2 protein-coding genes and 2 pseudogenes are annotated in these 1630 nt (G+C 54.4%); 2 read left to right on the top strand and 2 right to left on the bottom strand.

Going from position 1 to position 1630, the window contains the following annotated elements; translation table 11 throughout:
• Window positions 1–111: 111 nt before the first annotated feature.
• A pseudogene (locus tag VB777_RS10680) lies at window positions 112–336 on the bottom strand (IS5/IS1182 family transposase); the annotation flags it as partial.
• A gap of 57 nt (window positions 337–393) precedes the next feature.
• Here VB777_RS10680 and VB777_RS10675 point away from each other — a divergent pair.
• Window positions 394–843: pseudogene (locus VB777_RS10675) on the top strand (transposase); the annotation flags it as partial.
• Between the two features lie 92 nt (window positions 844–935).
• Here the strand turns inward: VB777_RS10675 and VB777_RS17425 are convergent.
• Window positions 936–1376 carry a class I SAM-dependent methyltransferase gene (locus tag VB777_RS17425; protein ID WP_416238343.1) on the bottom strand — a complete coding sequence of 147 codons (441 nt, stop codon included), beginning with the start codon at window positions 1374–1376 and terminating at the stop codon, window positions 936–938.
• 64 nt (window positions 1377–1440) lie between these two features.
• Here VB777_RS17425 and VB777_RS10670 point away from each other — a divergent pair.
• Window positions 1441–1630: transposase (locus VB777_RS10670; RefSeq protein WP_416238342.1), on the top strand; the 190-nt coding region annotated here is incomplete at its 3' end.

The raw sequence follows: 1630 nt of genomic DNA, 5'->3' as shown, positions 1-1630 counted from the left end.
CCTCATTTCATCGTGGAAAAACGAGGTGCATCTGCGCCTCAGGAATGACAGCCCGTCATTCCACCCTGTTCACCCTCTGAGTCAGGGCATTCGGGCCTCGGGTTTTACACCACGCAAAGGGACGCGGCCCTGCAACAACGAGGCCAGCAGCAGTTGCTCCGGCGGCACCGATGGACGACCTTCTGAGGCATACAACCTGCAGAAGGTGGGGTTGAGTCGATCGAGGGCCTGATCCGCCAGCTTCCTGATCCGCCTCAGCGGATGGCTGGCCGGGATCCGCTCCTCGATCGAGACGTAGGAGAACAAGGAGCCGCTGCGCTCCTGCTGACCTCGCATCAAACCTGGGGCAGTTGACTCATTCTCGCAGAGGAAGCGGGGTTTTTCAGCAAACTCCTAAAGGCTCAAGCAAGAGCCTATCGCCGTCGTCATGGTCATTATCCAGAAGTGATCTGTGCCGATCAGATCTATCGGACTCGAGCGAACCGCGCTTTCTGTCAGCGTCATGGGATACGCCTGAGTGGACCTCGCCTTGGTCGGCCCAAGAGCGATCCTGAGCTTGTGGCAGAAGAGAAGAGACAGTGTCTTGATGATCAACGGCAACGTAACGCGGTAGAAGGCAAAATCGGACAGGGGAAGCGGCGATTTGGATTGGGTTTGATTCGTGAGAAGCTCGCTGCCACCCAAGGATCAGCCATTGCATTGGCTGTACTGGTAATGAACCTCGAGAAGCTGCTGGGGCTTCTTTTGGTTCTTTTTGCCTTCTTGTTTCAGCTACTGATCGGCACTGAATCCATGCGAAGAGGCGAGGAGCGGCTCCTGAGCAATCAACCGGCTGCAGCCTGAGCAACACTCAGTGTTAGGGCGGGGCCTCCCCACTTTGCTGACCTGGGGCTGGTTCTTACTTTCTCAGGAGGCCCTACTTCCTCAGGAGACTCTCAGTAAAATACCAGCGATAAATTATACGATGATTTTCTAATGATTCCTTTGTGAAGTCCTGCTGCAGATAATTCCGTGATCCACGTGTCCTCGGCAATCGCAAGGATGCTTCCTGTGGATCTTAAGTTCTGCAGATTGTTGCGAATGAATAAACTGGCGGTCCTGAATCCAAATGGATTAAACATGTAGACGAAAGACGGCTGCGCGATCAGCTTATGACTGCGCGCGTCGTCGACGAAAAAAGTGATCGGAATCTGCTCCTGGCGCAGGGTCGAAAACTGTAGCCAATTCTTTCTTGAGGTGCTGATGAGTTCCTCCGAGAAATCAAAGCCGCTATAGGTTTTGAACCTGTAGTTTTCTGCGAAGTAGATTGTCGATATTCCGCTGCCGCAGCCAACGTCAAGAAGGCGGAAGTAAGAGGGATCTTGATTAGGTAGCAAGCTCCGTCAGAGCCCTTCCAGCGCGTAGGCTGATACGCATGTACCGGTCGGGATCGCTATGGCCATGAATCGGATCCAGTTCCAGCCGAGTCTTTCTCTGCCTCAGTTCATAGAGCTCTACGGCACAGAGGAGAAGTGTGAGGCCGCCCTTGAGCAAGCGCGCTGGCCAGATGGCTTTCGTTGCCCACGTTGTCACACTCAGGAGCATGGGATCATCCATGGCCGGCGCCACAAGCGCTACCAGTGCCGGAACT

It is taken from the genome of Synechococcus sp. CCY9202 (assembly GCF_034931685.1).
Classification (GTDB): domain Bacteria; phylum Cyanobacteriota; class Cyanobacteriia; order PCC-6307; family Cyanobiaceae; genus CBW1002.
Note: the sequence above shows the minus strand (reverse complement) of the source record. Positions and strands in the feature narration are given on the sequence as shown.